At 61.8% G+C, this 24,628-nt stretch carries 23 protein-coding genes; 5 read left to right on the forward strand and 18 right to left on the reverse strand.

The features are described from left to right. Positions 1 to 29 precede the first annotated feature (29 nt). Positions 30 to 350 carry a YnfA family protein gene (locus HFO71_RS12590; protein WP_077976126.1) on the forward strand — a complete coding sequence of 107 codons (321 nt, stop codon included), beginning with the start codon at positions 30 to 32 and terminating at the stop codon, positions 348 to 350. Between the two features lie 41 nt (positions 351 to 391). Beyond that, positions 392 to 1,156, forward strand: a complete 765-nt coding sequence (locus HFO71_RS12595; RefSeq protein ID WP_077976127.1) for an SOS response-associated peptidase — start codon at positions 392 to 394, stop codon at positions 1,154 to 1,156. A 223-nt stretch (positions 1,157 to 1,379) separates the two neighbouring features. Here the strand turns inward: HFO71_RS12595 and HFO71_RS12600 are convergent, their stop codons facing one another. The 5 genes from HFO71_RS12600 to HFO71_RS12620 all read right to left on the reverse strand — a co-directional run bounded on the left by HFO71_RS12600 (position 1,380) and on the right by HFO71_RS12620 (position 7,735). Next, positions 1,380 to 1,526 carry a hypothetical protein gene (locus tag HFO71_RS12600; RefSeq protein WP_017959783.1) on the reverse strand — a complete coding sequence of 49 codons (147 nt, stop codon included), beginning with the start codon at positions 1,524 to 1,526 and terminating at the stop codon, positions 1,380 to 1,382. Between the two features lie 325 nt (positions 1,527 to 1,851). Beyond that, entirely contained in the window at positions 1,852 to 2,697 is an 846-nt protein-coding gene (pssA, locus tag HFO71_RS12605) for a CDP-diacylglycerol--serine O-phosphatidyltransferase (RefSeq protein ID WP_077976128.1), read from the reverse strand. 79 nt (positions 2,698 to 2,776) lie between these two features. Beyond that, a complete protein-coding gene (locus tag HFO71_RS12610; protein ID WP_260691447.1) occupies positions 2,777 to 3,535 on the reverse strand; it encodes a phosphatidylserine decarboxylase in 759 nt (252 codons plus the stop codon). Between the two features lie 73 nt (positions 3,536 to 3,608). After that, entirely contained in the window at positions 3,609 to 5,486 is a 1,878-nt protein-coding gene (locus HFO71_RS12615; RefSeq protein WP_077976129.1) for an ABCB family ABC transporter ATP-binding protein/permease, read from the reverse strand. Positions 5,487 to 5,698: 212 nt separating this feature from the next. Beyond that, positions 5,699 to 7,735, reverse strand: a complete 2,037-nt coding sequence (locus tag HFO71_RS12620; RefSeq protein ID WP_077976130.1) for a LysM peptidoglycan-binding domain-containing protein — start codon at positions 7,733 to 7,735, stop codon at positions 5,699 to 5,701. Between the two features lie 154 nt (positions 7,736 to 7,889). Here HFO71_RS12620 and HFO71_RS12625 point away from each other — a divergent pair, with 154 nt between their 5' ends. Next, complete coding sequence (locus HFO71_RS12625; RefSeq protein ID WP_020049334.1) at positions 7,890 to 8,513, forward strand: LOG family protein; 624 nt, start codon at positions 7,890 to 7,892, stop codon at positions 8,511 to 8,513. Positions 8,514 to 8,524: 11 nt separating this feature from the next. On the opposite strand, the gene rarD is transcribed toward HFO71_RS12625, so the two are convergent. The 7 genes from rarD to cysS all read right to left on the reverse strand — a co-directional run bounded on the left by rarD (position 8,525) and on the right by cysS (position 15,217). Beyond that, on the reverse strand, positions 8,525 to 9,436 hold the full coding sequence (rarD, locus tag HFO71_RS12630) for an EamA family transporter RarD (protein ID WP_077976131.1): 912 nt from the start codon (positions 9,434 to 9,436) through the stop codon (positions 8,525 to 8,527). Positions 9,437 to 9,642: 206 nt separating this feature from the next. Next, positions 9,643 to 11,256, reverse strand: a complete 1,614-nt coding sequence (cimA, locus tag HFO71_RS12635; protein ID WP_077976132.1) for a citramalate synthase — start codon at positions 11,254 to 11,256, stop codon at positions 9,643 to 9,645. A gap of 182 nt (positions 11,257 to 11,438) precedes the next feature. Next, on the reverse strand, positions 11,439 to 12,398 hold the full coding sequence (gene pip, locus HFO71_RS12640; RefSeq protein WP_221988147.1) for a prolyl aminopeptidase: 960 nt from the start codon (positions 12,396 to 12,398) through the stop codon (positions 11,439 to 11,441). Next, positions 12,395 to 12,871 carry a GFA family protein gene (locus tag HFO71_RS12645; RefSeq protein ID WP_077976134.1) on the reverse strand — a complete coding sequence of 159 codons (477 nt, stop codon included), beginning with the start codon at positions 12,869 to 12,871 and terminating at the stop codon, positions 12,395 to 12,397. Before HFO71_RS12645 ends, pip begins: the two co-directional genes overlap by 4 nt. Continuing rightward, a complete protein-coding gene (locus HFO71_RS12650; protein WP_077976135.1) occupies positions 12,868 to 13,356 on the reverse strand; it encodes a GFA family protein in 489 nt (162 codons plus the stop codon). Before HFO71_RS12650 ends, HFO71_RS12645 begins: the two co-directional genes overlap by 4 nt. Next, positions 13,353 to 13,829, reverse strand: coding sequence for a GFA family protein (locus HFO71_RS12655; RefSeq protein ID WP_077976136.1), 477 nt, complete (start codon positions 13,827 to 13,829; stop codon positions 13,353 to 13,355). The genes HFO71_RS12650 and HFO71_RS12655 overlap by 4 nt, the downstream gene beginning before the upstream one ends. Further along, positions 13,826 to 15,217 (reverse strand): cysteine--tRNA ligase, encoded by a 1,392-nt coding sequence (gene cysS, locus HFO71_RS12660; protein WP_077976137.1) that lies wholly within the window; start codon positions 15,215 to 15,217, stop codon positions 13,826 to 13,828. The genes HFO71_RS12655 and cysS overlap by 4 nt, the downstream gene beginning before the upstream one ends. A 353-nt stretch (positions 15,218 to 15,570) precedes the next feature. Here cysS and HFO71_RS12665 point away from each other — a divergent pair, with 353 nt between their 5' ends. After that, the gene (locus tag HFO71_RS12665; RefSeq protein ID WP_168258197.1) at positions 15,571 to 16,320 is read left to right on the forward strand and encodes a glycoside hydrolase family 25 protein; all 750 of its coding nucleotides are present in this window, start codon (positions 15,571 to 15,573) and stop codon (positions 16,318 to 16,320) included. Positions 16,321 to 16,347: 27 nt separating this feature from the next. On the opposite strand, the gene HFO71_RS12670 is transcribed toward HFO71_RS12665, so the two are convergent. The 4 genes from HFO71_RS12670 to radA all read right to left on the reverse strand — a co-directional run bounded on the left by HFO71_RS12670 (position 16,348) and on the right by radA (position 20,922). Next, positions 16,348 to 17,088 (reverse strand): SDR family NAD(P)-dependent oxidoreductase, encoded by a 741-nt coding sequence (locus HFO71_RS12670; protein ID WP_077976139.1) that lies wholly within the window; start codon positions 17,086 to 17,088, stop codon positions 16,348 to 16,350. A 78-nt stretch (positions 17,089 to 17,166) separates the two neighbouring features. Continuing rightward, positions 17,167 to 18,657 carry an amidophosphoribosyltransferase gene (purF, locus tag HFO71_RS12675; protein WP_077976140.1) on the reverse strand — a complete coding sequence of 497 codons (1,491 nt, stop codon included), beginning with the start codon at positions 18,655 to 18,657 and terminating at the stop codon, positions 17,167 to 17,169. A gap of 148 nt (positions 18,658 to 18,805) precedes the next feature. After that, positions 18,806 to 19,432: a CvpA family protein gene (locus HFO71_RS12680; RefSeq protein WP_003547015.1), complete on the reverse strand. Its 627-nt coding sequence runs from the start codon at positions 19,430 to 19,432 to the stop codon at positions 18,806 to 18,808. An 89-nt stretch (positions 19,433 to 19,521) separates the two neighbouring features. Next, a complete protein-coding gene (gene radA, locus HFO71_RS12685) occupies positions 19,522 to 20,922 on the reverse strand; it encodes a DNA repair protein RadA (protein WP_221988149.1) in 1,401 nt (466 codons plus the stop codon). Between the two features lie 162 nt (positions 20,923 to 21,084). Here radA and HFO71_RS12690 point away from each other — a divergent pair, with 162 nt between their 5' ends. After that, complete coding sequence (locus tag HFO71_RS12690; RefSeq protein WP_077976286.1) at positions 21,085 to 21,720, forward strand: LysE family translocator; 636 nt, start codon at positions 21,085 to 21,087, stop codon at positions 21,718 to 21,720. A gap of 12 nt (positions 21,721 to 21,732) precedes the next feature. On the opposite strand, the gene alr is transcribed toward HFO71_RS12690, so the two are convergent. Next, positions 21,733 to 22,902: an alanine racemase gene (alr, locus tag HFO71_RS12695; protein ID WP_206118149.1), complete on the reverse strand. Its 1,170-nt coding sequence runs from the start codon at positions 22,900 to 22,902 to the stop codon at positions 21,733 to 21,735. An 89-nt stretch (positions 22,903 to 22,991) separates the two neighbouring features. Next, complete coding sequence (locus HFO71_RS12700; RefSeq protein ID WP_077976288.1) at positions 22,992 to 24,488, reverse strand: replicative DNA helicase; 1,497 nt, start codon at positions 24,486 to 24,488, stop codon at positions 22,992 to 22,994. Positions 24,489 to 24,628 lie beyond the last annotated feature (140 nt).

Here is a 24,628-nt window from a genome sequence, read left to right on the forward strand (position 1 = left end):
AGTGCGACGGGGATTCGAAAGGTGCTTCCGTGACTTACATCATTTTTGCGTTTGCTGCCCTCTTCGAGATCGCCGGCTGCTTTGCCTTCTGGGCATGGCTGAAGCTCGAAAAGTCAGTCTGGTGGCTGGCGCCGGGCATGATCTCCCTGGCGCTTTTCGCCTGGCTTCTGACGCTGGTGCCGAGCGAGGCCGCCGGCCGCACCTTCGCAGCCTATGGCGGCATTTACATCCTCGCTTCGCTGCTCTGGCTGTGGCTGGTCGAAGCCCGCGTGCCGGATCGTTACGATATCGGCGGTGCGCTGATCTGCCTTGCCGGCGCCAGCCTCATCCTCTTCGCGCCGAGAGGCTGAGGCGTCTTGACGGAGTACCAGCCGGGTGTAAAGACAGGCCGATGTGTGGACGTTTCGCCCTGACAGTCTCCAGCGTCGACCTGAGCGACGTCTTCTCCGGTCTCGATCTCGACGATTTTCCGGCGCGCTACAACATCGCGCCGACGCAGCCGATCCTCGTCGTCATATCAGGCGAGGGCAGGGAGCAGGGAAGCAACTTGGCCGACCGGCGCGCCGTGCTCGTGCGCTGGGGGCTCACTCCGGGCTGGGTCAAAGATCCGAGAGATTTCCCGCTGCTGATCAACGCGCGCGCAGAAACCGCAATCGGTAAAGCCTCCTTCCGCGCCGCCATGCGGCATCGCCGCGTGCTCATTCCGGCCTCCGGTTTCTATGAATGGCATCGCCCGTCGAAAGAAAGCCGCGAGCTGCCGCAGGCCTACTGGATCAGGCCGCGTCAGGGTGGGATCATCGCCTTTGCCGGGCTGATGGAGACATGGTCTTCTGCCGACGGCTCCGAGGTCGATACCGGCGCGATCCTGACGACATCGACCAATTCAGCCATATCAGCGATCCACGATCGCATGCCTGTCGTCATCAGACCTGAGGATTTCACGCGCTGGCTCGACTGCAAGACGCAAGAGCCACGCGAGGTGGTCGACCTGATGCAGCCGGTTCAGGATGATTTCTTCGAGGTCGTGCCGGTCTCCGACAAAGTCAACAAGGTTGCCAACATGGGTCCCGACCTGCAGGAGCCGGTTGTCATCGAAAAGCCGTTGAAGGCGCCCGACAAGCAAAAGCCTGACGACGGCCAGCTCAGCTTCTTCTGAACACTGTCCGCCGCACCAGCCGGCCCGTCGGCGACCTATCGGCGCCGACGTGTCACATTGGCGGTGGCCATGCATCGCTTCGTCCAACAGGTTTTTCGGGTTGTGCTTATGTCGCCGGAGCGTTGTCAGGAGATTCCGGCGATCGCCTCTCGTCATTCACTTGGTCAGCGGTGCCTGACGGATGTAACCCGAGAGCACGCATGCTTCCAATTTGAAGCCTTCTTCAAGCGGATTTTTTGACGCTGGTTGGCTTATGCTTCGCCATCAGCGATGCTGCGGCAACAGCCTTCAGGCCGACGGGGCGATAGTTGGCGGCGAGGTCTGGCTTGGCCGCTTGCTGTTCGCCGGTACTGCTCGTCTTCGAAGTCACGATACTCTCCTTACGTGGTTCTTCCCTGGGCATTTTATAGTTTGATGTTTCGTCACGAATAGCGACAAAATGGGGGCGTAGCTCATCAGGATTTGTAAACGCGCACCATAATTCGCGAGGCTTAACTGAAGCCTACGTTGGTTAATACTTACTGAAGAGAGCAGTTCCAATAAAAGTGCGAAAGCGGTTTTCTCGGCAAAATGCGGAACAGCCGGATAAGCGCACGGTTTTCTCCGGGGAAAACCTGCGCTTTTCCCAAGTATCCCTCAGAACGAAGAGAGAGAAGCATTTCCATCATTTGGAGAAATCCGGAAATGCTCGGTGATCAGATGTGCCGGCCGATATCGTCGTCGCCGATGCCGGGTTCCTCGATCGTTAATGTCCCGTATTTCCGCCGCCATTTCCGCGCGCCGAAGGGAAGCGATATGAGGTAGGCGGCGACGGTGAAGACCATCACCTCCCAGGTGTAGCTCATCAGCAGAGCCACATAGAGCACGACACCGAGCATCATCGGCAGCACGAGATCGCGCCGCAAGCGGTTGCCTTCCGCTTTTCCCGACCAGACCGGCAGCCGGCTGATCAGCAGGAAGGCGATGAGCACGGTGTAGATCGACGAGAGATAGGCGAAGGTGCGGTCCGTCGCCAGCCCGAGGAAGCCGAGATAGACCGGCAGCAGCACCAGCATGGCGCCGGCCGGCGCCGGCACGCCGACGAAATATTCCGATTGCCAGCTCGCCTTGTTCTCGCGTTCGGCCATGACATTGAAGCGGGCAAGGCGAAGCCCGGCGGCGATCGCATAGATCAGGGCGGCGATCCAGCCGAGCGAGCGCGCCTGGTCGAGCGCGAAGACGTAGACGACGAGGGCGGGTGCGACGCCGAAATTGACGATGTCGGCAAGCGAATCCATCTGCGCGCCGAACTTTGAGGTTGCTTTCATCAGCCGTGCCACGCGCCCGTCGATGCCGTCGAGGAAGGCGGCGAGCAGCACCATGGAGACGGCGAGCTCATAACGGTTCTCGAAAGCCAGCCGGATGCCGGTCAACCCGGCGCAGATCGCCAGAATGGTGATGAGATTTGGAAAGACGAGCCGGAGCGGGATTTCGCGCAGACGTGGGCCGCGGGCGGAATCATCTGGCCCATTGGGCTCGAAAGGCGGAAAAGGCGTTTCCATATCGCGTTCCAATCGTTCCTAAGGCAATTCCTGCAACAGTGCGTAGCGCTTCTGCACTTCCGTGAAAAGCTGAACCGCTCTAGCTGCGGCGGCTGATGACGGGACCCTTGGCGGAGGCGAATTCGGCGATGACGGTTTCTCCCGCAACCGCCGTCTGGCCGAGCGAGACGCGTGGCGCAGCACCGGCGGGCAGGAACACGTCGAGCCGCGAGCCGAAACGGATCAGCCCGAAGCGCTCGCCGGCATCCACCGGCTCGTTGGGGTTTGCCCAGCAGAGGATGCGCCGCGCGACGAGGCCGGCGATCTGCACGACGCCAATCTGGCCGTGCTGGGTTTCGATCACCAGCCCGTTGCGCTCATTGTCTTCGCTCGCCTTGTCGAGCTCGGCGTTGACGAAGCTGCCGGAGCGGTAGTTGATGCTGACGATGCGCCCGCGCATCGGCGCCCGGTTCACATGGCAATTGAAGACGTTCATGAAAACGGAGATGCGCAGCATCGGCTCGGAGCCGAGGTTGAGCTCGGCCGGCGGGGTCACCATCTGGATCGCCGAGACCTTGCCATCGGCGGGGGAGATCACCAGGTCGTCATCCTGCGGGGTCACGCGCTCCGGATCGCGGAAGAAATAGGCGCACCAAAGTGTGAAGATCATGCCGATCCAGAAGAGCGGCTTAAAGATCCAGCCCAGGACAAGCGACGCGACGAAGAAGGCGGCAACGAAGGGATAGCCCTCCTTGTGCACGGGGACGATCGTGTTGCGAACCGTGTTGAACAGGCTCATGGCTGCCGGTCTCCTTGCGTTTTCATTTTTGCTGTTAGCGAAAAACCGTCTCTGGGGCAATGCTGTGGCCTCGGCCCTGGTTCCCGCGCCGGGGTTCTAAACAACAAAAGCCGGCCGGCGTCGGCTTCCGCTGTCAGCTTGCCGGAGCAAGCCGCGTTATCACGCCGAGGTCGTCGCTTTCGCGCACCTGCTTCAGATGTTCCTCCGCCTGTGTCGCCTCGCGCTGGCGGTTCCACATCGAGGCATAAAGGCCGTTCATTTCGAGGAGGGCGGCATGTGTTCCGCGCTCGGCGATCTCGCCGCTTTTGAGCACGATGATTTCATCGGCGCTGATGACAGTCGAAAGCCGGTGGGCAATAACAAGCGTCGTGCGGTTCTTCGAAACCAGGTCGAGTGCCTCCTGGATTTCCCGCTCCGTTGTCGTGTCGAGCGCCGATGTCGCCTCGTCGAGGATCAGGATCGGTGGCGCCTTGAGGATGGTGCGGGCGATAGCCACCCGCTGCTTCTCGCCGCCCGAAAGCTTCAGCCCGCGCTCGCCGACCTTGGTTTCGAAGCCCTCGGGCAGCGTTTCGATGAAATGCGCGATCTGCGCCACCTCGGCGGCGGCAAAGACCTCGCCGTCGCTGGCCGATGTGCGGCCATAGCGGATGTTGTAGGCGACCGTGTCGTTGAAGAGCACGGTATCCTGCGGCACCATGCCGATCGCCGTACGCAGGCTCTTCTGCGTCACCGTGCGGATATCCTGACCGTCGACGGTGATTGCGCCGCTCTGGATATCGTAGAAACGATAGAGCAGGCGCGACAGCGTCGATTTGCCCGCACCGGACGGGCCGACGACGGCGACCGTCTTACCGGCCGGCACCTCGAAGGAAATGCCCTTCAGGATCGGACGGGCCGCATCATAGGCGAAGTGCACGTCCTTGAAGGAGATCGCGCCCTTGCCGATCCGAAGTTCCGTCGCATCAGGCGCGTCTTTGACTTCGGTCTGCACCTCAAGCAAATCGAACATCTGCTCGATATCGGTCAGCCCCTGGCGGATTTCGCGGTAGACGAAGCCGATGAAGTTGAGCGGTACGGAAAGCTGCAGCAGCATCGAATTGACGAAGACGAAATCGCCGACCGTCTGCTCGCCGCGCTGCACGGCCAGCGCCGACAGCACCAGCATGATGGTCGTGCCGATGCCGAAGATGACGCCCTGGCCGAAATTCAGCCAGCCGAGCGAGGTCCAGACATCGGTCGCCGCCTTCTCGTAGCGTTCCATTGATTTGTCGAAACGCTTTGCCTCCATCTCCTCATTGCCGAAATATTTGACGGTCTCGAAATTGAGGAGAGAGTCGATCGCCTTCGTGTTGGCGTCGGTATCGCTGTCGTTCATCGACCGGCGGATGGCGATGCGCCAGTCGGATGCCCGGATCGTGAACCAGATATAGGCCCAGACAGTAAAGGCGGTAACGGCGAGATAGGAGAAGCCGTAGCCCCACCAGAAGATCACCGCCGTCAGCACGAATTCGATGACGGTCGGGACCGAATTGAGGATCGTGAAGCGCACGATCGTCTCGATACCCTTGGTACCGCGCTCGATGATGCGCGACAGCCCGCCGGTCTTGCGCTCGAGATGGAAGCGCAGCGACAGCTCGTGCATGTGCACGAAGGTCCTGTAGGCGAGCTGGCGCACCGCATGTTGTCCGACGCTGGCAAAGAGCGCGTCGCGCAGCTGGTTGAGGCCGAGCTGGATCAGCCGGGTGATGTTATAGGCAATCACCAGCGCGATGGCGCCGGCCAGCAGCGATGGCACTGAGCCGGCAAGATCCATCCTGCCGTTCAGCGCATCGGTCGACCATTTGAAGAAATAGGGAACGAGCAGCAGTACGAATTTGGAGATCAGCAGGTAGACCGAAGCCCAGACGACGCGCATTTTCAGGTCGGGCCGGCCGGCCGGCCACATATAGGGCCAAAGGTTGAGAAGCGTCTGCGGCAGGTTGGATTCCGAGACTGTCTTGCCGTTTGCCATGCTTGTCTCCAGCCCGGATGAGCTTGCCGCGATTGCGGCGATTCGATGGCGGCAGGAGCCCGGAACCGGGACCTACCTGAAAGCGCTTCCCATATCCCGTAGCCGCCACCGCCAGATAGGGTGCCGGGCGGACGAATACAACAATTGCTGGCGTAAGGAAACGACGAGGCCGGGCGCTTATCCCGCCCGGCCTCGTCGCGTTGTTTTGCAGCTTAGAGATGCTGGCCGGACATGCGCTTGCGGTGCAGCTCTTCGGCATTCGGCAGGACATCCTTCGGCAGGCCGAAAATCTGGCCAGGGCGGATGCGATCGGGATTGATGATCTTGTCCTCGTTGGCGATGTAGATCGTCGTGTAACGAACGCCGAGGCCATAGGTGCGGCGCGAGATCTGCCACAGCGTGTCGCCGCGGCGAATGATGACCGCCGCATTGTTTGCCGTCAGCGGCGCCTGTTCGATCGTCTTCGGCTGGTTGCTTCCGACATCGTTTGCAGATGGCGTTGCCGGCGCGGGTGCAGCGGTGAGTTCGGCGATCATCCCGCCCAGTTTTTCGAGCGCGGCGCCGACGGACTTCGCATCCCCAGGCAGGCCCTGCAGCAGCTTCAGCGCATTGCCGGCGACCTGCGAGGCCGAGCCGGACGTTTGCCTGAAGGCACCGGGCGCATCGGGCGCCGGGCGGAAGTCGGCGACCGAGCGTAGCGCGAACTCCGTTGCCGAGCGCGCCGCCGCAAGCTGTTCGGCGCCGGGCAGCTTGCCATCGGCAAACAGCCCCTTCAGCAGGCCAAAGGCCTTGCCGACTTCGGCTTTGAGTTTGCCGAGTTCGCCTTCGTCGAGCAGCACCATCGAGGAAGCGCCGTTGGTGTCGGCGGGGACCGATTGCGCGGCGACCCTCACCTGATCGCCGGCCGGGCGATTGAAATTCACCGCCGCGCGCACGATCACCTTGCCTGCGGGATCGACGACATCGACGCGGATCTTATGGTCGCCGACCGAGAGCGCCACCACACCGTCGATGACGAAATGGCCATCGGAGCCGGCTGTGTCCTGGCCGACGAGGCTGTCGTCGGCATAACCGATGACCTTGGCATTGGAGCGCGTCGTGCCGGCAATGAAGATCTTGTTGCCTTCGATCTCGACGGCATTGACCATCACGTCGGGCACATTCGTCTTATCCGGTGCTGCGGTGCCGGGAATGGCCGGTGCCGTATCAGCGCTACCGGAGGGGGTATCGGTGAGGTTCGGCGTCTGCAGCGCCAGCTCGCCGGTTGGTGCAGGCGTAGCCGAGCTTTCGCCGGTTGCCGGCTTGTCCGCAGGCGGCGCCATCGGGTTGGAAGCATCGGCAACTTCGGTTCCGGCCTTCGGCGCGGTGATGATGCGGCTCGCCGCGCCGGGTTTGGAAACCATGGCGAGCAGATTGGCACCATTGCCGTCCTTCGGCACGGAAATGGTCGCGACTTCTTCGGAAAGCGTGCTCTTGCCGTCCTTGCCCGTGAACTTGAGCACGAGCTGGTGGTCGCCGGCCGGAAGCGGATCGTCGAGAACGGCAGCAAAATCGCCGCTCGCATCGACATTGGCCGTCGTCACCACCTTCTCGCCGTCGAGCACCTCGAGCTTGCCGTTCGGTTCGGCGGAACCGGCAATCACCGTCGATCCGTCGGGCTCGACGCGCAATACGTCGAAGGCCGGAAGCTTCGGGCCGGTATTTTCCGCTGCCGTATTCGCCCCAGGGGCGGTCTCCGGCGCACCGGTCAGCGCAACCTCGGCCTTGGCGATTGCGGCAAGCGCATCGGCGATGTTCTCGGGCAGCGACCGGACGATGGCGAGTGCCTTCGCGCCACCGACCTTGGCCTTGGCGGCAAGGGTCTGGGTCGCGGGATCGAGGCCCTCGGGAATGGTGAAATCGGCAAGCGCGGTCAGCGCGTTCACGGCCTTGGTCTTGGCGGCAGTGAAGACATCGATGGCCGGACCTTTGCCGTCGGCAAACAGCGCCTTGAGCTCGCTGAGCGATACGCCGGCATCGGCCGAAAGGCGACCGACCTGGTCGGCGACCGCAGCCGCGTCGCCCACGGCGGAGCGCGATGTCTTTGCCGCCTCGTTAACCGTGTTCTTGACCTCCGTGCTCGCCTGGTTGATGGCATCGCCGACCTTGGTTGCATCGCCGCCGATGCGCGGCATGACGACAAACACCATCAGTAGGATTGCGATTGCGAGGACTGCAAGAGCCAGCAAGCCGGCACGGTTCTTCATCATTATGTCTCCCAGAGCGGCAATTTGCCGTAGTAACCAAAATTGCTAGCGATTCCCGTTGCTTTTCACAAGCATTCAAAGCAATTCGGCAAGCTAGGCACGCTGCTTTTCAGTCAATTTTCTTGACTGCATTGAAATGGAATAGTTGTTTGCCTCTATGACCGAACAATCTGTATCGATTCGATCCATCTGCGTTTACTGCGGCTCCAGGCCGGGAGGCGATCCTTCCCACATGGCGGCCGGGCGTGCTCTCGGAAGAGAGATCGCCGAATACGGCCTGCGCCTCGTCTATGGCGGGGGGACCAAAGGCATCATGGGCGCGGTTGCCAGCGGCGTGCTTTCAGGCGGCGGTCAGGTCACGGGCATTATCCCCGAATTCCTGATCGATATGGAAGCGACTCGCCACTCGCTCGGTCAGCTCAACGAACTCATTGTAACCCCTGACATGCATGCGCGCAAACACACCATGTTCGAGCGCTCCGATGCCTTCGTCGCGCTGCCCGGCGGCATCGGTACGCTGGAGGAGATCGTCGAGATCATGACCTGGGCGCAGCTCGGCCGCCACGAGAAGCCGATGGTCTTTGCCAACGTCAACGGTTTCTGGGATCCGATGATGGAACTGATGCGCCATATGACCGAAGAAGGCTTCCTGCACACCGCCCACCGGGTGCAGCCGCTCGTCGTCGACGAGATCTCCGGCATCATTCCGGCGATCATGGCCCAGGCAGCCCAGCTCGCCGCCGACCGTGACGGCGAGGACGAGGTGATTTCGAAGATGTAGGTCTGTTGCCTTTAGCGCCCCCGGCTTCCCTTCAGCATCGACCAGCTATAGAGGAACAGCCCCGCCCAGATCAGCGGGAAGGCGATCATGCGCGCCGTGCCGAATGGCTCGTGGAAGACGAAGACCGCGATCAGGAAGATCATCGTCGGCGCGATATACTGCATGATGCCGATCGTTGAGAGTTTCAAGAGCTTGGCGCCGTTTGCATAGATCATCAGCGGCACGGCGGTGATGACGCCGCAGCCGAGCAGCAGGGTCGTATCTGCAAGACCGGTGCGGTAGAGGTGGCCCTGGCCGCCGAATTCGAGATAGAGGATGTAGAGGAGGGCGGGCCCGCTGAGGATCAGCACTTCGAGGAAAAATCCCTGGTTCGGCCCGAGCGGCAGCGTCTTGCGCAACAGGGCGTAAAAACCCCAGCTGACCGCCAGCGTCAGCGCCACCCACGGGATGCCGCCGCTGTCCAGTGCGAGAATGGCGACGGCAAGTGCTGCAAGCGCGATCGCGGCGATCTGCAGCGGCTGCAGCTTTTCCTTGAGGAACACCGCGCCGAGGAAGATGCTGAACAGCGGATTGATGAAATAACCGAGTGCTGCATCGAGCGAATGGCCGGCGCCGATCGCCCAGACATAGGTGCCCCAGTTGACGGTGATCAGCGACGCGGTCAGCGCCGCCATCGCCAGCATGCGCGGCGACCTGAGTGCTGCGCGGATGTCCTGCGTGCGCCCGAGCACGATCAGCACGATGCCCGCCAGCGGCAGCGACCAGACGATGCGATGGGCGATCACCTCGGCCGGCGTGATATGCGCCACCGCCTTCATGTAGATCGGCAGGAAGCCCCAGAGCAGATAGGCCGTCAGCGCGAAGGCGAACCCGCGCGGACTGTCTTCGTTCTTGGCCAACGGAACGGATGCATCGGTCGACATCGGTGTTTCCATCTTTGTTCTTCTTCTGATCCGGCCTAACTTAAGCGCCGTGAATAGGCCAATTCATTTCGTTGAATGAAGGGTGAGAGGATTTGAATCGGGAGACGACGCGATGATCCGGCTCCCTGCGCTGGAAGGCGGAGTCCGAAGGAAGCGAATAATATTCGGGCGAGGGCTGGGACCCGTCGCCGAGCCGCGGAATAGGTTTATTCCGCCGCGATCTTGCCCGCCAGCTGCCGGTTCTTCATCAGCTTGTAGATGACCGAATCCATCAGCGCCTGGAACGAAGCGTCGATGATGTTCTCCGAGACGCCGACGGTCCACCAGCGTACACCGTCGCTGTCGGTGGATTCGATCAGCACGCGGGTGATCGCCTCCGTGCCGCCATTGAGGATACGCACCTTAAAATCGGCGAGCACCAGATCGTCGATCTCGTGCTGGTACTTGCCGAAATCCTTGCGCAGCGCGAGGTCGAGTGCGTTGACCGGGCCTTCGGCATCGGCAACCGACATCAGCGTCTGGCCGTCGATGGTGATCTTGACCACCGCCTCCGAGACGATCTTCACTCGGCCGAGACTGTCGAAGCGGCGCTCTATCATCACGCGGAAGCCTTCGATGGTGAAGAATTCCGGGATCGTGCCGAGCGTGCGGCGCGCCAGCAGCTCGAAGCTCGCATCCGCGCCCTCATAGGCATAGCCGATGGATTCACGTTCCTTGACGATCGAGATCAGCAGGTCGAGCTTCGGATCGTCCTTGGCGACCGCGATGCCGCGCCGTTTCAGCGCATTGATGAAGTTTGCCTTGCCGCCCTGGTCGGAGACCATGACCTTGCGGAAGTTGCCGACGGTTTCCGGCGGCACGTGTTCATAGGTCCGCGGATCCTTGAGCAGCGCCGATGCATGAATGCCGGCCTTGGTGGCAAAGGCGGAAGCGCCGACATAGGGCATCTGGTGGTCGGGCGAGCGGTTGAGGAGCTCGTCGAAGGCATGCGAGAGCCGGGTGAGGTTGAGCAGCCGCTCCTCGTCGATCGTCGTTTCGAAACGTGTGTTGTAGGCGCTCTTCAGCGCCAGCGTCGGGATCAGCGTCACCAGATTGGCATTGCCGCAGCGCTCGCCGATACCGTTGAGCGTGCCCTGGATCTGCCGGACGCCGGCGTCGACCGCGGCAAGCGAATTGGCGACCGCCTGGCCGGTGTCGTTATGCGCATGGATGCCAAGACAGTGGCCGGGAACGCCTGAGGCGATCACCGCCTCGACGATGGCGCGCACCTCGGGCGGCTGCGTGCCGCCATTGGTGTCGCAGAGCACGACCCAGCGGGCGCCGCTCTCATAGGCCGTCTTGGCGCAGGCGAGCGCATAGGCCGGATTGGCCTTGAAGCCGTCGAAGAAATGCTCGCAATCGACGATCGCCTCCTTGCCCGCGCCAACCGCCGCCTTGACGCTTTCGGCGATGCATTCGAGGTTTTCCTCGTTGGTGCAGCCGAGCGCCACCGCGACGTGATAATCCCAGCTCTTGGCGACGAAACAGATGGCGTCGGATTTTGCCTGCAGCAGCCCGGCAATGCCGGGATCGTTGGAGACCGAAACGCCGGCCCGCTTCGTCATCCCGAAGGCGACGAAACTGGCCTGGCTGGTGCGCTTCTCGCTGAAAAAAGCGGTATCCGTCGGGTTGGCGCCGGGATATCCGCCCTCGACGTAATCGAGGCCGAATTCGTCCAGCATGGCGGCGATCGCAATCTTGTCCTCGACGGAAAAATCGATGCCGGGCGTCTGCTGCCCGTCCCGGAGTGTCGTGTCGAAGAGATAGATGCGTTCTTTCATGTCGTTTCCTCCCGCCAGGCGGGTTGTTATGAAGTGCGGATGCTGCCCCTCATCCGGCTGCCGCCACCTTCTCCCCGTTATGACGGGGAGAAGAAACATGCCGCACCGTATCGCGGAGCACGTCCCCTCTCCCCGCGGGCGGGGAGAGGGTTAGGGTGAGGGGCTGCCCCCAATGCCAACGATCAGTCTTGCTTCCCGGCGAACTTATCCGTCGCCCGGATCAGCTGATCGAGAATCCCCGGCTCCGAATAGGCATGGCCCGCGCCCTCGATCAGGTGGAACTCTGCCTTCGGCCAGGCCTTGTGCAGCAGCCAGGCATATTTGGCCGGACAGGGCATATCGTAGCGTCCATGTACGATGACGCCCGGAATATCCCTGAGCCTGCCGGCATCGCGGATCAACTGTCCCTCGTCCATCCAGCCGGCATGGACGAAGAAATGGTTTTCGATGCGCGCAAATGCATAAGCGAATTCCGGCTCCTCGAACTTGCCGCTCGTCGAAGGTTCCGGCAGCAGTGTGATCGTTTCGCCTTCCCAGATGCTCCAGGCCTGCGCGGCCTCAAGGCGCACGTTCCTGTCCTCATGCGTCAGGCGACGATGATAGGCATGCATCATCTCATGCCGCTCTTCCCTAGGAATGGCGATGAACCGCTCCCACTTGTCAGGGAACATTTCCGAGACGCCGAATTGGTAGTACCAGTCGAGCTCGGCCTTGGTCAGTGTGTAGATACCGCGCAGGATGAGCTCGGACACGTGCTCCGGATGCGTCTCGGCATAGGCGAGCGCCAGCGTCGAACCCCAGGAGCCGCCGAACACCTGCCAGCTGTCGACGCCGGCCATCTCGCGCAGCCGCTCGATATCGGCGACGAGGTGCCAGGTCGTGTTGGCATGGAGTTCCGCATGCGGCGTCGACCTGCCGCAACCGCGCTGGTCGAACAGCATGACGTCGTAGAGAGCGGGATCGAAAAGCCGGCGATGGGCGGGTGAGATGCCGCCGCCCGGACCGCCATGCAGGAAGACGGCAGGCTTGGCGCCTGGTGTGCCCGAGCGCTCCCAATAGATCACATGGCCGTCGCCGACATCGAGATGGCCGGAAGCATAGGGCTCGATTTCGGGATAGAGCGTGCGCAACATCTCGGTCATATCTTCACGCCTTTCGCGGGCCAGACTTCTGTGTCGTGGTCGGGATGCTGGAAGGAGATGATAGCCTCCTGTCGTGCGTAGAAATCCTGATCCTTCAGCACCGGCGCCTCGAAGATTTTCTCGACCCAGGGCAGGCGGGCCTCGTAGTTGACCTGGATCAGCGGAGCGAGGTCGCTGCGATCGTCGAATGTGCCGATCGCAAGCTCCAGCCCGCCTGGATGGCGATAGGTCATCGGCGTGCCGCAATTGCTGCAGAAGCCGCGTTCGATATTGACCGAGGACTGGAAATAGCTCGGCTCGCCGCGCGTCCAATCCATCCCTTCCTCAGGCGCGGTAACGAGCGCGGAGAAGAAGCCGCCGAACTGCTTTTGGCACATGCGGCAATGGCAGATCGAAGGTCGCCCCAGTCTGCCTGAGATGCGGAAGCGCACAGCGCCGCACTGGCATCCGCCTGTCTTTATCGTGTCCGTCATGAGGTTTCTCCGAGGGGCCATTTTTGCGTGTCGTGGTCGGGATGCTGATGGTTGCTTGCCGTGATCGCGTTTTCACGGTCGGACGTTTCAGGCTGTGGCTCCAGCGGCAGGCCGTCGAGCGCATGAAACCAGGACATCTTGCGGCCGGTATTCGATTGCATCACCGGCTTGACCGTATCGGGCTCGTCGAGCGAGCCGAGAGTGATGTTGATGAAGTCCGCTTCGGGAATATCGTAGAACAGCGGCGTGCCGCAATCGCCGCAGAAACCGCGCCGCACCAGATCCGAGGACTGAAACCATTTCGGCGCGCCGCGCGTCAGCTCAAAATCCTTACGCATGGCTGCTGCAAGCGGCAGAAAATAATTGCCGGCGGCTTTCTGGCACATGCGGCAGTGGCAGATGTGTGGGTAGCCGAGCTCGCCGCTGGCCCGATAACGGACCGCCCCGCACTGGCATCCGCCCGTCTGCTTCGCCACGCCGGTCAAGTGCGATCCTCCGGCGGCCAGACCGGCGTATCGTGGTCGGGATGCTGATAGGAAACGAGTTCGCTGAGGAAGGAGCCTGCAGCCAGATCCGCCTCGGTTCGCTCTCCGGGCAATTCGTGCAGATGATCGACGAAGCCGATCTTGCCTTCCACGCCCCATTGAATGGTCGGAGGAAGGGATGACGGATCGTCGAATGCGCCTGCAGCTACCGCCACTCCATCCGGCGCCTCATAGGTGAGCGGCGTGCCGCAATCGCCGCAGAAGCCGCGCTCGACGAAATTGGAAGAGCGGAATTTTTTCCGCTCTCCGCGTGTCCATTCGAAATCGGCGCCGCGCACCGAGACCAGCGGCGCATAATAGGCCCCGAACGCCTTCTGGCACATGCGGCAATGACAGATCGACGAATCCTTGATGTCGCCGCTGACGCGGAAACGGATCGCTCCGCATTGGCAGCCACCGGTATAGGTCGTCATCTCTTGACCTCCCACGTCGTCACGCGCTCGCCGGTCACCGGATCCTTGCCGTCCTTCAACTGGATGCCCTTCGCCGTCAACTCGTCACGGATCTTGTCGGCCTCGGTGAAGTTCTTCGCCTTCAGCATTTCGAGACGCATCGCGATCAGCGCATCGACTGCCGATGCGACGGCTTCGTCGATTTCCATCTTTTTCGGCAACAGGCCCAGAAGGTCGGCGGTTGCGGCAAAGACGGCACGGGCTGTGGGATCCGCATGGGCAGCCTGGGCCAGCGCATGCAATGCCTGCACCGCCGCGACAGTATTGAGGTCATCGGAAAGCGCGTTCAGCACGGTTTCATCGGGCGCCGCATCGCCGGCTTCTGCCGCCGGCCACTTGGCGAGCAGCCGTTCGGCTTCTTCCAGCCGCTTGATCGAAAAATCGATCGGCTCGCGGTAATGCGTCATCAGCATGGCAAGGCGCAGCACCTGGCCCGGCCAGCTGCGGCCGCCGAAGATGTCCGTGTGCAGCAACTCGTGGATGGTGACGAAATTGCCTTCGGATTTCGACATCTTGCGGCCTTCGACCTGCAGGAAGCCGTTATGCATCCAGACGTTCGCCATCACCTCGGTGCCGTGGGCGCAGCGCGACTGGGCGATCTCGTTTTCATGATGCGGGAAGATCAGATCCAGCCCGCCGCCGTGAATGTCGAAGACATCGCCGAGATAACGCTTGCTCATCGCCGAGCATTCGATGTGCCAACCGGGCCGGCCGCGGCCCCACGGGCTCTCCCAGCCGGGCTCGTTGTGGCTCGACAGCTTCCAGAGCACGAAATCACCCGGATTCTTCTTGTGCGCGTCGACGGCGATGCGGGCGCCGGCCTGCTGCTCGTCGAGCGGGCGCTTCGAAAGCTGACCGTAATCCGCCATGGATTTGGTGTCGAACAGCACTTCCCCCGATGCGACATAGGCGTGACCGTTGCCGATCAGCTTCTCGATGATCTCGGTCATCTCAACGATATTGTCGGTGGCGCGCGGCTCGAAGCTCGGCTCCAGGCAGCCGAGTTCGGCGACATCCGCGTGATATTGCGTCTCGGTCTTTTCCGTGACCGCGCGGATCGCTTCATTGAGCGGCAAGCCCGGATGGTCGCGAAGCGCCCGCGCATTGATCTTGTCGTCGACGTCGGTGATGTTGCGGGCATAAGTGACGTGATCTTCGCCATAGGCATGGCGCAGCAGCCGGAACAGCATGTCGAAGACAATGGCTGGCCGGGCATTGCCGATATGAGCGAAGTCATAGACGGTCGGGCCGCAGACATACATGCGGACATTGTTGGGATCGATCGGCGAAAAGACCGATTTTTCCCGCGTCAGCGTGTTGTACAGCTTCAGTTCCGGCGTCGCGTCCATTTCACTCTCCCAAAGGCATGATCAGAAAAATATCGCGACCGGCGGACCGGGGCGTTTCGCATCTTGACTATTTGGGAGACGAAAACGGCCGGGCCAGCGCTCGCGCTAGCGAATAATCTTCCGGCAGATAATGCAGATAACCGTTTTCATGGCGGGTTTTATGGCCCGGTTCGCGCCTCCGGTCAAGGGGGCGAAGAGCGATCCAGCGGCAACGGGATCCATCTATCCGGTGAATCGATGGCAGCAACCAACGTCTTTGAAACCCATTGGCGCGCTCTTGAAATTCGTCCGCCATTTTCGGAGCACAAATCTCGCATAGCCAGTTGAGAAGCTGTTGAAAATAGGGGGAAGGGATGCGGAGACTTGCCCGATCGACGATCGGAGCGACTGCGGTTCTGGCGGTCGCATTCGCTGTATATTTCGCATACTACTTCGGGATGCTTCGCTTCAACAATCCCTCTCTGAGCACCTATCCAATCCAAGGCATCGATGTCAGCCATCACCAGGGCGATATCGATTGGAAGGTTGTTGCCGCGCAGCCGAATGTCCGTTTCGCCTTCATGAAGGCGACCGAAGGCGGAGACCATCGGGATTCCAAGTTCGCCGATAACTGGCAGCGCGCCGGAGATGCTGGAGTGGTCAGGGGCGCTTATCATTTCTTCACCTTCTGCCGTCCGGGCAAGGATCAGGCGCAGAATGTCCTGGCGACCGTGCCGAAGGAGCAGGGAACTCTGCCGATCGCCGTCGATCTGGAGTTTGTCGGCAATTGCAACAGGATCCCGACGCTCGAGGAAATGGTTGCCGAGGTGAACGCCTTTTTCATCGAGCTGAACGGCACCTTTCCGGAAAAGCCTATTTTCTACGTCACGCAGGAGTTCTTCGATCAATATCTGAAAGGCAATGAATCACGCTTCCCCGACCACTATCTGTGGCTGCGCAGCGTGTTCAGAGAACCGAGGCAGGAAGAGTGCAGCCGTTGGTCGATCTGGCAATTTGCCGATAACGGCACCTTGGACGGTATCCAGGGACCGGTTGACCTCAATGCACTATGCCCGTCGGAAACGGGCCTGGCGCATCTGTTCCCCGCCGTTGCAGCGAATTGAAACGTCCGGCCTATCTGAAACGCCGGCCTATTCGGGCAGGCGATAATCGACGAGCTTGTTCTCCCGAACGATGAACAGCTTGCCCGTCTCCGTCACACCAGGCCCCAGCAACGGCAGGATTGCCTTTGCGACCTCGGAGGGATGCGGCAGCGTCTGCGGATCTTCGCCGGGCACCGCCTGCGCCCGCATCGCCGTGCGTGTCGCCCCCGGATCGACGCTGGTGACCCGCAGCGGGGTGCTTTGGCTCTCGCCGGCCCATGTGCGCGCCAGCGCTTCGACCGCAGCCTTGGAAGCGGAATAGGCGCCCCAGAAGGGGCGGCACTTGTGGGCGGCACCCGAAGACAGGATCACCGCGCGGCCGGCATCCGAGCGGGCAAGCAGCGGGTCGACCGAGCGGATCAGCCGCCATGTCGCGGTGACATTGATAGTCATCACCTTCTCGAACACTTTCGCTTCGATATGGCCGATCGGCGAAATGACGCCGAGCACGCCGGCATTGGCGACGAGGATGTCGAGCTTGCCCCAGCGCTCGAAGATCGAGCCGCCGAGCGCATCGATCGCATTCATGTCGGAAAGGTCGAAGGGCACGAGGGTCGCCGTGCCGCCGACGGCCTTGATTGCATCGTCGAGATCCTCGAGCCCGCCGACCGTGCGCGCGCAGGCAATCACGTGGGCGCCGGCTTTGGCAAGTTCCAGCGCCGTGAAATAGCCTATGCCGCGCGACGCACCGGTGACGAGTGCGATCTTGCCCTCAAGATTGATATTCATGATGTCGTGTTCCCTCACGAAGGGAGAGGGGTGCGATGCACCCCTCGGGATGGACAATGAAAAAGCCGGCGCGCCGTGTCAGCCGTTGCTGGCAAGCATGGAGATTTTGTTGCCCATGGACTCGCCGTTCTTGTCGAGCAGGCGGGTCGGATAGTCGCCGGTAAAATAGTGGTCGGTGAACTGCGGCCGGGCGGGGTTGCGATCCTCGCCGCCAACGGCACGGTAAAGTCCGTTGATCGACAGGAAGGCGAGCGAGTCCGCGCCGATATATTTGGCCATGGCTTCGACATCGGCATACTGGTTTGCCAGCAACTTTTCGGCATCGGGCGTGTCGATGCCGTAGAAATCCGGGAAGAAGATCATCGGGCTTGCGACGCGGACATGGACTTCGCGCGCCCCGGCTTCACGGATCATCTGGACGATCTTGAGAGACGTCGTGCCACGCACGATGGAATCATCGACCAGCACCACGCGCTTGCCTTCGATCATCGCCCGGTTGGCCGAATGCTTCAGCTTCACACCGAAGGCGCGGATCTGCTGCGTCGGCTCGATGAAGGTGCGCCCGACATAATGGTTACGGATGATGCCGTACTCGAAGGGAATGCCGCTCTGCTGCGCATAGCCGAGCGCCGCCGGCGTGCCGCCATCCGGCACCGGCACGATCACGTCGCCATCGACAGGCGATTCCTTCGCAAGGTTCATGCCCATGCTCTTGCGCGTCGTATAGACGTTGCGGCCACCGACGACCGAGTCCGGGCGAGCAAAATAGACATATTCGAACAGGCAGAGGCGTTCCGGCTGCGGCTTGCTGGGCTTGCGCGCATCGATGCTGATCGAACCGTCGGGCTGGATTTCACAGATGATAACCTCGCCGTTCTCAACGTCACGGATGAACTTGGCGCCGATGATGTCGAGCGCGCAGGTCTCCGAGCAGAAGATCGGCTTGCCGTCGAATTCTCCCATGACGAGTGGGCGGATGCCGGTCGGGTCGCGCGCGGCAATCAGTTTGGTGCGCGTCATGGCGAGCATCGAATAGCCGCCTTCCATCTGGCGAATGGCGTCGATGAAGCGGTCGGACGTGGAAGCGTGGCGGGAACGGGCGATGAGGTGAAGGACGACTTCGGTATCGGAGGTCGACTGACAAATGGCGCCGGTCGCGATGATCTGGCGGCGAAGCGTCAGGCCGTTGGTGAAATTGCCGTTATGGGCAATGGCAATGCCGCCTTCTTCCAGTTCGGCAAAGAGCGGCTGCACGTTGCGCATGGCCACTTCGCCGGTTGTCGAGTAGCGGGTATGACCGATCGTAATGCTGCCGGGCAGGCGGGCCAGCGTCATCGGATTGGTATAGTGGTCGCCGACGAGGCCCATGTGGCGCTCTTGATAAAAGCGCTTGCCGTCGAAGGAGACGATGCCGGCCGCTTCCTGTCCGCGATGTTGAAGCGCATGCAGGCCGAGAGCCGTGAGCGCGGCGGCATCGGGATGTCCCAGAATTCCGAAAACCCCGCATTCTTCATGCAGCGTATCTCCGTCGAGTGGATCGTCGTTCGGGAAGGAATGGGACTGGTTCATTTCTGCGGGCCTCTGCTCTCACAAGAATGGATCGGCATTTCCAGAAATAGCTGAGCCCGGCGGAGCTGGAATGCTCGGCCGGACCCTCATTTCAGATCCCGCTCAAATGGCGATTGCCGGAAGGCGGGTCAAGCTCTTGAACACTGTGTCAATTCGCCGGCTGCTGCGCGCCGTCTGCAGGCGCGGTCGGTGCGTCTTCCGCCGGAGCCTGGTCGCCCGTCGGCGGCGTAGTACCTTCGGCGCCCTGTGCCGGCGGCTGCAGCTTATCACGGATGCTTTCCGGTATCATCTGGGCAAATTGCTCCGGCAGAACCGATTTCAGCTTCACGACCATCGAATCCAGGAAGGGCTTCGACTTCGCTTCGTTGACCCAGGCCGGACGGTGGTCGACATCGACGAGCCAGTTCCAGAAGGCGACGGCGACGACCAGGAGCAGCACGCCGCGCGCTGCCCCGAACAGGAAGCCGAGCGTGCGGTCGAGCGCGCCGACACGGCTGTCGATGATGAAATCGGCGATCTTCATTGTGATGAAGGAGATGACGATGAGCGCGATCAGGAAGACGACCGCTGCCGAACCGACGATCGCGATGCGGTCGTCATCGGTGTATTTTTTCGCGTAGGGCAGCAGGTACGGATAGAGATAGTAGGCAGCCGCGGCCGAACCGCCCCAGCTCGCGATCGAAAGAATCTCGCGCGAAAAGCCGCGGACCATCGCCAGCACGGCGGAGAAGAGCACGACGCCGATGACAATACCGTCGAAAATCGTAATGGGCATGTAAATTCAACTCCAGGACTGCCGCTTGGCGGCCGTGTCGTGCCTTATCGTGTGCTCCTATATCATCACCACTCTTGGCAATGAAAGGATCAAACGTCCTCTTCCACACGCAGCGCTCCCTTCGATCCGGCGATGCGCACGACCAGATCCGGCAGGCTTGCGACTTCGCTCCAGCGCCCGCCGGAGCCTTTCGGCAGTTCGGCGGAGGCGGATGGAAGCAGTGCTGCCGAAAAACCCAGCTTCTCGGCTTCCTTGAGGCGCTGGGCGGTGTGCGCAACCGGTCGGATGGCGCCCGACAGGCTGACTTCGCCGAAATAGACGCAATCGGCAGGAAGGGCAATACCGGCAAGCGAGGAAACGAGTGCCGAGGCGACGGCAAGATCGGCCGCCGGTTCGGAGATGCGGTAACCGCCGGCAACGTTGAGATAGACGTCGTGCTGGCCGAGCCTGACGCCGCAATGGGCCTCAAGAACTGCGAGGATCATCGACAGCCGCGCCGAATCCCAGCCGACCACGGCGCGCCGCGGCGTGCCGAGCGAGGTCGGTGCCACCAGCGCCTGTACCTCGACGAGAATGGGACGGGTGCCCTCCATACCGGCGAAGACGGCAGCGCCCGGCGATTTCTCGTTGCGTTCGCCGAGGAAGAGTTCCGAGGGATTGGCGACTTCGCGCAAGCCTCTGTCGGACATTTCGAAGACGCCGATCTCGTCGGTCGGGCCGAAGCGGTTCTTGACTGTGCGCAGGATGCGGTAGTGATGGCCGCGGTCGCCTTCGAAATAGAGCACGGCATCGACCATGTGTTCGACGACGCGCGGCCCGGCAATCTGCCCGTCCTTGGTCACATGGCCGACGAGCACCATGGCGGCCCCTGTCTGCTTGGCGAAACGGATCATTGCCTGCACCCCAGTGCGCACCTGCGTCACCGTTCCCGGCGCCGATTCGGCAAGTTCGCTCCACAGCGTCTGGATGGAATCGATGATGACGAGGTCCGGCCGCTTGCCCTCGGCGAGTGTCGCCAGAATATCCTCGACATTGGTTTCGGCTGCCAGCATCACATCGGTATCGGCCGCCGCAAGGCGCTGTGCCCGCAGCCGGACCTGCGCCACGGCTTCTTCGCCGGAGACGTAGATGATCTTGTGGCCGCGCCGCGCAAGGGCGGCGGCGGCCTGCATCAGCAGCGTCGATTTGCCGATGCCGGGATCGCCGCCGATTAGCACCGCCGAACCGCGCACGAAACCGCCGCCGAGCGCCCTGTCGAGCTCCGACATCGCGGTATGGATGCGTGGCGCTTCCTCGATCTCGCCGGAGAGCGCCGTCAGCGCCACCGGTCGGCCCTTCTTCGGCGTCTTGCCGGGACCGGAGCCGATCCCGCCCATCGGGTCTTCCTCGACGATGGTGTTCCATTCGCCGCAGTTCTCGCATTTGCCGGCCCAGCGGTTATGAACCGTGCCGCAACTCTGGCAGATGAATTGTGTCCTGGCCTTCGCCATCGATTACTCTTTCAGTCCGGGTTCCCGAGCGAAGCGACGCGCCGCTTCACCGAATCATTGTCGTGCTTGAGATAATGGCTATCGCGACGGATCAAAACTAATGATTTCCCCATCAGCGCACCCCTGCCTATGCTTTGCTTCTGCTTATTTGGAATGATGATGATGTTCGATTATTCGTTTGCGCACTGGCTTGCATTTCTGTCGGCGGCGGTTTTGCTGAACCTCTCGCCTGGACCCGATATCGCCTTCATCCTCGGTCACACGATGAGAAGCGGAAAACGTGCCGGTTTTTCCGCGCTGTTCGGCGTCTGGTCCGGCGCTTGCCTGCACGTGCTGATGGCTGCACTCGGTCTCTCGGCCATGCTTGCCGCTTCCGCAGTCGCCTTCTCCACGGTCAAATGGATCGGCGCCGCCTATCTCGTCTGGCTCGGCATTCAGGCTTTGCGCTCCGGTGGCGGCGATGGCCTGATAAAGGCTGCTGGTGAAAAATTGCCGGTTGCAAGAATCTATCGGCAGGGAATTCTGGTGTCGCTGCTCAATCCGAAAGTGGCGATATTCTTCCTCGCCTTCCTGCCGCAATTCGTCGTCGAAGGGGCAGGGCCGGCATGGGCGCAGCTCATGCTGCATGGCGGGCTGATCATCGTCGTCGCCGCCTTCATCGAACCGCCGCTCGTCCTTCTTGGCGGGCGCCTTGCCGATGCGGTCAGGCATAATCAAAAAGTCGGCCTCTGGCTCGATCGCGGCCTCGGTGCGCTTTTCGTGGCGCTCGGTGTCCGTCTCGCCCTCAGCAGCCGTTGAACAGGACGGCCGTTATTCCTCGGCCACGTAGCGCCGCTCGTGGCGGAAGCCCACGCTGGTCAGAATCTCGTATCCGATCGTGCCGGATGTCCGCGCCACATCGTCGACCGGCAGGTTCTTTCCGAACAGCTCGACATAATCCCCAGCGCGCACGGCGTTGTCAGGCAGGTCGGTGATATCGAAGATCGTCAGGTCCATGGTGATCCGGCCGGCAACCGGTACCTTGTGTCCGGCGATGAAGCCTTGCCCGCCTTGCGGCACCACCTGGCGCAGCGGCACACCGCCGCTCGACTGGCTGCGCATGTAGCCGTCGGCATAGCCGGCCGAGGCGATCGCCAGCCGGCTTTCGCGGCGAAGCTGCAGCGCCCGCCCATAGCTGACGGTCTCGCCGGCTTCAACGCTGCGCACCTGGATGATGCGCGCTTCCGCAGTTGCCACCGGCCGCATCGGGTTCACCATGCCGCTGACCGCTTCGCCGCCATAGAGCGCGATGCCGGGGCGGGTCAGGTCGAAGTGATAATCCTCACCGAGAAAGATGCCGGCCGAGGCGGCAAGGCTTGAATCGATGCCTTCATAAGCAGCGCTAACTCTGTGGAATGATTCGAGCTGCTGCCGGTTCATCGCATGGGTGGGATCGTCGGCGCAGGCGAGGTGGCTCATGACAAGCACGGGCGCGAAGCTCGCCGGCCGTGAGACGTCGTCGGCGAGCGCGATCGCATCGTCGATATGCAGTCCGAGCCGATTGAAGCCGGTATCGACATGCAGCGCGCAGGGGTAGTCGCCGTAATCGGCGAGCACCGCCATCCAGAAGGCGAGCTGTTCGTCGGAGGAAATCACCGGCACCAGATCGTTCTCGAAGAAACGCCGTTCGGTGCCGGGCCATATGCCTGAGAGCACGAAGATGCGCGCCTCGGGCGCATAGAGGCGAAGTGTTACGCCCTCGTCGACGGTCGCGACGAAGAAGTCACGCGCGCCGGCCATATACAGCGCTTCGCCGGCATCCTCGATGCCCATGCCGTAAGCATCCGCTTTGACGACTGCCGAGGCGCGCGCCGCACTGGAGCGGCGCGCCATGTCGCGCCAGTTCTCCGTCAGGGCGGTGAGGTCGACGGTCAGCCGCAGCCCTGCCGAGGCAAAATTGTCGTCTTCGGGGGCGTCGAAAAATTCGCTCATGATCCACATCGAAAAGAGGCCGGAGAAGGATTCTCCGGCCAGTTTAAAGATCAACTATGTCAAGGGAAAGCCCGGCGCTGCATGCAGCATCCGCGCGATCAGTGCTCTTCATATTGGGTGAAGGAGGGATCGGCGAGATCTGCAAAGCGCGTGAATTCCGCCTGGAAGGCGAGCTTCACCGTGCCCGTAGGCCCGTGGCGTTGCTTGGCAATGATGACGTCGGCCGTGCCCTTCACCTTGTCGAACAGCGCTTCCCATTCCGGATATTTCGGATCGTGGAGGTCGCGCGGCTCCGAATTCTTGACGTAATATTCCTCGCGGAACACGAAGAGCACGACGTCGGCGTCCTGCTCGATCGAGCCGGATTCGCGAAGGTCGGACAGCTGCGGCCGCTTGTCGTCGCGGCTTTCGACCTGACGCGAGAGCTGCGACAGCGCGATGATCGGAACGTTGAGCTCCTTGCCGAGCGCCTTCAGGCCGGTGGTGATCTGGGTGATTTCCTGCACGCGGTTGTCGCTGGATTTGCCCGAGCCGGTCATCAGCTGAATGTAGTCGACCACAAGCACGTCGAGGCCGCGCTGGCGCTTCAGACGGCGCGCGCGGGCCGAAAGCTGGGCGATCGAGATGCCGCCGGTCTGGTCGATAAAGAGCGGCACCTTCTGCATCATCATCGAGCAGGCGACGAGCTTTTCGAAATCGGCATCGTTGATGTCGCCGCGGCGGATCTTCGAGGAGGAAACTTCGGTCTGCTCGGAGATGATACGGGTGGCGAGCTGTTCGGACGACATTTCGAGCGAGTAGAAACCGACGACGCCGCCGTTCTTCGCCTTCATGCTGCCGTCCGACTGGACTTCGCCTTCATAGGCGGCGGCGATATTGTAGGCGATGTTGGTGGCAAGCGAGGTCTTGCCCATGCCGGGGCGTCCGGCAAGCACGATCAAGTCCGACCTCTGCAGGCCACCCATCTTGGAATCCAGCGAATGGATGCCGGTGGAAATGCCGGAAAGCCCGCCGTCGCGCTCCTTGGCCACGGCCGCCATGTCGATCGCCAGCGCGACCGCATCGTTGAAGGCCTGGAAGCCGCCGTCGTAGCGGCCGTTTTCCGCCAGTTCGAACAGTCGGCGTTCCGTATCCTCGATCTGCGACTGCGGCGGCATGTCGAGCGGCGCGTCATAGGCGATGTTGACGACGTCCTCGCCGATGGTGATCAGCGCCCGGCGCAGCGCCAGGTCGTAGATCGCCCGGCCGTAATCCTCGGCATTGATGACGGTGACGGCATTGCTGACCAGGCTCGCCAGATATTGCGAAACCGTCATGTCGCCGACCTTCTCGTCGGCTTTCAGGAAGGTCTTGATCGTCACAGGGTTGGCGATCTTGCCCATGCGGATGATATCGCCGGCAACCTCGAAGATCTTCCGGTGCAGCGGTTCATAGAGATGGATTGGCTTCAGGAAGTCCGACACCCGGTAATAGGCGTCGTTGTTCATCAGGATCGCACCCAGAAGCGCCTGCTCGGCTTCGATGTTGTTGGGTGCTTCGCGATAATGCTGCTCCGACGGAGCAACGGCTGCAATCTTTCGAGCGGCGTCGTTCATCATCATCCGTTCTGTCTTTTTCCAGCTCCGGATTTGCAATTCCGGACGCGAAAATCAAGAGGCTACGAAAGGAGCGGGGGCTCGCTTCGCCTAAATCCTGAACACTGTGCACGTTGTTCGACTTCTCCACAGTCTTGGGC

Origin of the sequence: Rhizobium laguerreae, from assembly GCF_019778565.1 — a bacterium.
Lineage (GTDB): Bacteria > Pseudomonadota > Alphaproteobacteria > Rhizobiales > Rhizobiaceae > Rhizobium > Rhizobium laguerreae.

Excerpts from the sequence above, each read along its gene's own strand:
- HFO71_RS12595 (WP_077976127.1), top strand. The coding sequence starts at position 392 with ATGTGTGGACGTTTCGCCCTGACAGTCTCCAGCGTCGACCTGAGCGAC.
- pssA (WP_077976128.1), bottom strand. The coding sequence starts at position 2,697 with ATGGAAACGCCTTTTCCGCCTTTCGAGCCCAATGGGCCAGATGATTCC.
- HFO71_RS12615 (WP_077976129.1), bottom strand. The coding sequence starts at position 5,486 with ATGGCAAACGGCAAGACAGTCTCGGAATCCAACCTGCCGCAGACGCTT.
- HFO71_RS12620 (WP_077976130.1), bottom strand. The coding sequence starts at position 7,735 with ATGATGAAGAACCGTGCCGGCTTGCTGGCTCTTGCAGTCCTCGCAATC.
- HFO71_RS12625 (WP_020049334.1), top strand. The coding sequence starts at position 7,890 with ATGACCGAACAATCTGTATCGATTCGATCCATCTGCGTTTACTGCGGC.
- rarD (WP_077976131.1), bottom strand. The coding sequence starts at position 9,436 with ATGTCGACCGATGCATCCGTTCCGTTGGCCAAGAACGAAGACAGTCCG.
- cimA (WP_077976132.1), bottom strand. The coding sequence starts at position 11,256 with ATGAAAGAACGCATCTATCTCTTCGACACGACACTCCGGGACGGGCAG.
- pip (WP_221988147.1), bottom strand. The coding sequence starts at position 12,398 with ATGACCGAGATGTTGCGCACGCTCTATCCCGAAATCGAGCCCTATGCT.
- HFO71_RS12645 (WP_077976134.1), bottom strand. The coding sequence starts at position 12,871 with ATGACGGACACGATAAAGACAGGCGGATGCCAGTGCGGCGCTGTGCGC.
- HFO71_RS12655 (WP_077976136.1), bottom strand. The coding sequence starts at position 13,829 with ATGACGACCTATACCGGTGGCTGCCAATGCGGAGCGATCCGTTTCCGC.
- cysS (WP_077976137.1), bottom strand. The coding sequence starts at position 15,217 with ATGGACGCGACGCCGGAACTGAAGCTGTACAACACGCTGACGCGGGAA.
- HFO71_RS12665 (WP_168258197.1), top strand. The coding sequence starts at position 15,571 with ATGCGGAGACTTGCCCGATCGACGATCGGAGCGACTGCGGTTCTGGCG.
- HFO71_RS12670 (WP_077976139.1), bottom strand. The coding sequence starts at position 17,088 with ATGAATATCAATCTTGAGGGCAAGATCGCACTCGTCACCGGTGCGTCG.
- purF (WP_077976140.1), bottom strand. The coding sequence starts at position 18,657 with ATGAACCAGTCCCATTCCTTCCCGAACGACGATCCACTCGACGGAGAT.
- HFO71_RS12680 (WP_003547015.1), bottom strand. The coding sequence starts at position 19,432 with ATGCCCATTACGATTTTCGACGGTATTGTCATCGGCGTCGTGCTCTTC.
- radA (WP_221988149.1), bottom strand. The coding sequence starts at position 20,922 with ATGGCGAAGGCCAGGACACAATTCATCTGCCAGAGTTGCGGCACGGTT.
- HFO71_RS12690 (WP_077976286.1), top strand. The coding sequence starts at position 21,085 with ATGTTCGATTATTCGTTTGCGCACTGGCTTGCATTTCTGTCGGCGGCG.
- alr (WP_206118149.1), bottom strand. The coding sequence starts at position 22,902 with ATGTGGATCATGAGCGAATTTTTCGACGCCCCCGAAGACGACAATTTT.
- HFO71_RS12700 (WP_077976288.1), bottom strand. The coding sequence starts at position 24,488 with ATGAACGACGCCGCTCGAAAGATTGCAGCCGTTGCTCCGTCGGAGCAG.